Below are 4,695 nucleotides of genomic sequence, written 5' to 3'. Positions count from 1 at the left end.
CGCAGCGCATGCGATGACCTGTCCCCACACGGCGAGGGACATATCGGGCACCCAGCCGTTCACGGCGACGACGTCAGACCACAGACGAATCGAGGATAACGCCCCCAGGACAGCGACACCCCACAGAAATCTCGCGTCCAGAACAGTGGCCCCACCCCCTCAACCACCACTGACCAGCAGCAACACACCCAGGCCCCGCTGTCACCCCACCCACTGTCCCGAAACCGAGAGATCGCAGACGGGCAGCGCGAGCTCCTGGAGCAGCTCGGCATCGCGCCGCTGCCCCCGGAGCAAGAAGCCCCCGAGAAGGCCCGTAAGGGCGGCTCTGGCGCCTTCGAGCGGGGCGTTGCAGCCTGGGCAGTACAAGGCCCGCACGGGCTCTGTGACGGTCGCCAGGGCCCACGTTGAGACCGTTGTCGTCGACGGTGAGGAGCACGCTGTGAAGCTGGGTGTGTTTCTGTCGAACATGAAGTCGAGGCGCGCGAAGCTCACCGCCGACAAGCTCCAGGCGCTGGCGGATCTCGGGCTGGGGTGGGCTTCTGTGGAGCCGTGGGAGGCTGTGCGAGGGTCCGTGCCGGACGCAGACGGCACGGACCCTCTACACGTCTCGGCTGTCCTGCCGAATGACCCCCGCCGGCGGACTGTCAAAGCTCCGGACGGCTGACCCGAGAAGCGTCCCCGTACCGGCCGGTCACCAGTGTTGTGCGCAGGTCGGCAGTTCGGCCTGGCACCCGGCCTCGGGGCTTAACCGGAGACCTCGGACCACACGGTCACCTGCGCCATTTCGCCGGTGCTGAAGTAGTTGCTCGTCGAGGTGATCGTCACTACGGCGATGCGCCCGCCGTCGGTCTTGACGCAGACCACCGTTCCTTTCTTCACCTCAACAGTTGGCACGCCTTGGGTGGAGATCCGGTCGGAACACTGCTGCCTGTTCGGCATGGCCGAGCCCGTCCACAGTGCCAGCGTGGGCTCGTTTGTCACGCCATAGCCAGTGATCCGTGGCGGGTCAATCAGGGCGAGCCGAACGTCTTCGCCGCTTTCGTCAGCGTTCGGTGGGTCGACGTCGAGGTCCGGCCCCTTCTCCGCGATGCGCACGGGCCCTGTGTACTGGATCGCGTTCGAGTCCGAGCTCAACGTTGCGCTCGGAGCGGGGGCGTCCGAGGAAACCGGCGAACCAGAATCGGGAGGCTGGTTGGCCGGCGAAGTGGTGCTGGCCGACGTCACAGTCCTGTCCGGTGTCTTCGAGGCCTGTACCGATGACGGGGGTTTGTTATCCAGCCCGTTTTCGTTGCCGCCACCAGCCAATACGGGAATGAGGGCGTTGATCACGCTGAAGACGCCACCACCAACGGTCGTGATGACTGCGCCGACGAGGCCGATTTTGCCAGCCTCGCTCAGACCGCTGAACCAGTCCCAGAACCGGCGCACACGTGACCGTTGCGGTGGAGGTGATGCCGGTCCGGGTCCCGAGCCAGGCATCGGATTCGGGCTCTGGGGTGGCGACGCCGAGGACAACGAACCTCCCGGTGATCATGGGTAGTTGGGTTTTAAGAGAGTAGAGGAGTCCCTCTCCTGCGGACGCGCTCGCTTCGGCCTGTTTCGTCGCCGTCACGGGATGGACGTCGGCAAGTGGCTCCAGCGGCAGAGGCAGCACACCGTCTGGCAGGGCCTGACGGACGTCACGAAGAAGGATCAGACTGCCCACCAAGATCAGCACTCATGTCCACCGCGACTGTCGCTGGCCGCCGCCTTCGTACTCATGCAGAGAGTCGTCCAACAGGCTGGCTGTCACCGGGTGAGGGCCCGCAGAGCCTGTCGAGTGGTGGCCAGGGCCTTGGTGAGGCGGTGCGCGGGCAGGTGCGTGACCGCGTGGGGGTGAGCGCAGAAGTTGCGGATCCGCCGGGCTTCGTGGAGGCGCTGCTCGGAGACACGGGTATGCCGCGCCAGGTACTCGATGGGATACGCGGGGTCGGGGCACTGCTGGACGAGCCGGTCCCAGAGGTAGAGGAGCTCGACGATCCGGCACGGGTCGAGCTGCGTGATCCAGCACGGCTCAGGCATGTCGTCGAAGTCGCGGAACGCGCAGATGGCGGTCATGTCGGCCTCCTGGGCACAGCACGGCGAGGCCCCTTGCGGGGGCCCGGCGGATGTGGGATGCATCCAGGACAGCCGGGGGAAGAACCGGGTGGCACGTGTGGCGGACGATCTCGTCCCAGCCCGGACGTGCGGCGATGGCCTTCGGACAGCTTCGGACAGACCGGGAAGGTGGCTCGGTGGGGGATTCACACGAGGCGGCGCGTCAGGGTTTCGCGGCCTGGTTGAGGGAGGTGCGCATCCGGGGCGGGAAGCCGTCGCTGCGGCAACTGGAAGAGGACACGGAGGCCTGCGGCCATCGCGTCTCCAAGAGCACGATGGGGGAGATGCTCTCGGGCAAGCGGTTCCCCAGCCTGGACCAGGCGATCGCGTTCGCCCGGGCCGCCAGCAGAAACCACCCGCTGGTGGTCGAGGACACCCGCACCAGGTGGCGCGACACCGCACTCGTCCTGGACCTCGTTGTTCCTGCTGCTGTGCCTCTGCCTCTGATCCGGCGGAGGGCACGGTTGCTCCTCCGGCCGAGGCACCACCGTCTGAGCCCGCCCCATCCGACGCCGCCGGACCACAGGGACGGCGCCGCCCCATACCCCCTACCGTTGTCCTCGCCTCGCTGGCGACCGCCGGTGTTGCCGCCCTGGTGGCATGGCTCGTGACTGCGGATCCTTTCGGTGGCGATGCCGCACCGCGAGCACGCGCCAGTAGCTCCGCGCCCGTTGGAGCGGCACAAGCGCAGTCCGTCGCCGCAGCGGGCTCCCCGGCCGGTACGTCGGCCGACCCCGGCAAGTGGACTGGCCAGCCCCCCATCGCCGTTCAGGCGTCCACGTTCCCCGCCATGTGTTCCTCGGGGTGGTTCGACGGGACTGCGAAGCAGTACCTCTCCCAGGTCCGGCCCGGAGGAGTGGCCCCGCAGGCGGCCGTCGACCTGAACCCGCCAATCCAGGTCACCGTTCAGGGCCGTACGCAGCAGAGCGTGATCCTCACCGGCATGCACATCAACGTCACCGCTCGCCATCCCAAGCCGGCCACCGGCATCGTCGTGCAGACCGGCCAGTGCGGTGGAGGAGTCACCCAGCGCCACTTCGACGTCAACCTGTCCGCCACCCCGCCCACCTTCACCGCCAAGCCCGCCGTCGACGACTACACGGGCAAAGTCACCTCCCCAGCGGTGAACTTCCCCTACAAGATCTCCCTGACCGATCCAGAGGTCTTCGAACTCGATGTCACCAAGGAATGCGCCGGCGACTGCACCTTCACGGTGGTCCTCGACTGGGTGGCCGACGGCAAGAACGGGAGCAGCATCCTGGACAACCAAGGCCGGGGGTTCCGAAGCATCGATGCCGCATCCCTTCCCCGATACCAGCTCCAGCCCGGCACCAACGGCATGGAGCTGCAACCGGCAACGCGGGGCGGGAACAAGAGGTGAGGGGTAAGCCCGTTCGTGGACGTCGCCGAACTATGGGCCGGGAAGATCGCCCGCGTGCTGCGACGGCATCTCGAGCGAGTCAGCGAGGAAAACCTGGCCCTGGAGAGTGGCCTGACCCATGAGCAGATCCAGCGCGGCGTGATGTGGCAGAACACCGGAGCCCAGCGCTGGCTCGAATAGCACAGCCAGGACGAAGACGACAGCCCGGGCGGCGACCAGTAGAGCGACGTGCCGGACGGGGCCTTGGGGAGGACGGAGGACCCCGGGATTAGGTGAGGGCCATGACAGCCTGGGGTCTTCCGCCGTCAGCCGCCGTGTGGCGGACACGTGAAGTCAACGGTCGCCGCCTGCAACGGTCACGCTCGCGTCACGCACTGTCCGAGCGAGGCCGACGGGCCGGAGGTCGTGAAGGCCTCGTAGCAACCTGCACCGGGCCGGTGCATGCCGTTGGAAGACGGGGGCAGATATTGCGGCAGCACTTCCCCCGGAATTCTCCGCAAGGCCGCGCCTCCTTTCCGGGGAGCGGAACCGCGTGCTCGCCGCTCCGGCCGGCCCTGCGGAGGCAGTGCTCTGCCCCATGACCAGCAAGAGGAAGGCCGGCCCCGCCAGAGCGCGTACAACGTGGGGTCGCACGCCGTACCGATCGGTGTGCTGCGGGGCGCGGCCGGCGGTGTGAAGCTCTGGGCCCGCCGCGGGCGCTGCGTCCGGCGCCGATACCGGAACCTGGTGGGCCGTTGCCCGGGGGCCCAGCACGACGGCGCGCGGAGCCAGGCCGAACGCGGCGAGGAGGAGCACCGCGCGCGGCCAGGGGCCGGGACGGGCGAGCGGGGCCGCTCAAACAGCGATGCTGCGTAGAAGCTGGGCACAAGGTGGGCGACGCGCGCTGCGGAGGCTGGCGTTACTGATTTCGGCGTTTCGGGGTCTGGATCTGTGTCGTGACCGGTGACGCGGTCCGTCCAGGCTGGTACGCCGGAGGCATGCGGTATCCGGATGGGGGCGGGCTGACCGCCGAGCAGCGCAGGCGTCGGGAAGAGCTACGGATGCGGGCCGTTGACCTCTTCGAGGAGTGCGCGGAAGTCCCGGGCATCGCCCGGGAGTTACGGGTGAGTGAGAAGTCGGTCTACCAGTGGCGCCGTGCCTGGAGGACGGGCGGACGCGAGGCGCTGCGTTCCAGAGGC

At 68.1% G+C, this 4,695-nt stretch carries 6 protein-coding genes and 1 pseudogene; 4 read left to right on the top strand and 3 right to left on the bottom strand.

The window, feature by feature from the left end; genetic code table 11:
* Window positions 1-231 precede the first annotated feature (231 nt).
* A pseudogene (locus tag AB0N14_RS39535) lies at window positions 232-541 on the top strand (Helicase associated domain protein); the annotation flags it as partial.
* Window positions 542-744: 203 nt separating this feature from the next.
* Here AB0N14_RS39535 and AB0N14_RS39530 read toward each other — a convergent pair.
* The 3 genes from AB0N14_RS39530 to AB0N14_RS39520 form a co-directional block, all read right to left on the bottom strand.
* A complete protein-coding gene (locus AB0N14_RS39530) occupies window positions 745-1,428 on the bottom strand; it encodes a hypothetical protein (RefSeq protein ID WP_366030525.1) in 684 nt (227 codons plus the stop codon).
* 360 nt (window positions 1,429-1,788) lie between these two features.
* Window positions 1,789-2,097 carry a hypothetical protein gene (locus tag AB0N14_RS39525; protein WP_366030524.1) on the bottom strand — a complete coding sequence of 103 codons (309 nt, stop codon included), beginning with the start codon at window positions 2,095-2,097 and terminating at the stop codon, window positions 1,789-1,791.
* A gap of 202 nt (window positions 2,098-2,299) precedes the next feature.
* Window positions 2,300-2,533, bottom strand: a complete 234-nt coding sequence (locus AB0N14_RS39520) for a hypothetical protein (protein WP_366030523.1) — start codon at window positions 2,531-2,533, stop codon at window positions 2,300-2,302.
* A gap of 393 nt (window positions 2,534-2,926) precedes the next feature.
* Between AB0N14_RS39520 and AB0N14_RS39515 the strand changes: the two genes are divergently transcribed.
* The 3 genes from AB0N14_RS39515 to AB0N14_RS39505 all read left to right on the top strand — a co-directional run.
* Window positions 2,927-3,517, top strand: a complete 591-nt coding sequence (locus AB0N14_RS39515; protein WP_366030522.1) for a hypothetical protein — start codon at window positions 2,927-2,929, stop codon at window positions 3,515-3,517.
* Window positions 3,518-3,532: 15 nt separating this feature from the next.
* Complete coding sequence (locus AB0N14_RS39510) at window positions 3,533-3,697, top strand: hypothetical protein (protein WP_366030521.1); 165 nt, start codon at window positions 3,533-3,535, stop codon at window positions 3,695-3,697.
* A 797-nt stretch (window positions 3,698-4,494) separates the two neighbouring features.
* On the top strand, window positions 4,495-4,695 hold a 201-nt coding region (locus AB0N14_RS39505), incomplete at its 3' end, for a helix-turn-helix domain-containing protein (RefSeq protein ID WP_366030520.1).

The sequence above is a fragment of the Streptomyces sp. NPDC051104 genome, from assembly GCF_040682835.1.
In the GTDB taxonomy this organism is placed as follows: domain Bacteria; phylum Actinomycetota; class Actinomycetes; order Streptomycetales; family Streptomycetaceae; genus Streptomyces; species Streptomyces cynarae.
Note: the sequence above shows the minus strand (reverse complement) of the source record. Positions and strands in the feature narration are given on the sequence as shown.